This window comes from Ewingella sp. S1.OA.A_B6, from assembly GCF_049889095.1.
Classification (GTDB): domain Bacteria; phylum Pseudomonadota; class Gammaproteobacteria; order Enterobacterales; family Enterobacteriaceae; genus Ewingella.
In genome coordinates, this window is record NZ_JBLJFK010000065.1 from 1 (window position 1) to 281 (window position 281).

Below are 281 nucleotides of genomic sequence, written 5' to 3' on the forward strand. Positions count from 1 at the left end.
CTTTGCTTTCACCAACTGTCATACTGCCACGACAAGCATGAAACCGCATACCAATGGCGTGCGATGCTTCGATGCTGTCATCTAGACGTGAGCCATTGGGGTAAAGATACAGATGGTCGCTAGTTGTCGTGCAACCAGAAAAGATAAGCTCAGCCATCGCTGTTAATGTGGAATTGTAAATCATTCGTGGTTTTAAATTTCGCCAAATAGGGTACAGGGTTTGCAACCAACCAAATAATTCGGCATTTTGTCCTTTTGGTACGGCTCTCGTTAGACTTTGG

General features: G+C 44.8%; 1 pseudogene. It reads right to left on the reverse strand.

Annotated features, from left to right (window positions below):
• Positions 1–281: pseudogene (locus ACMV8I_RS21485) on the reverse strand (8-oxoguanine deaminase); the annotation flags it as partial.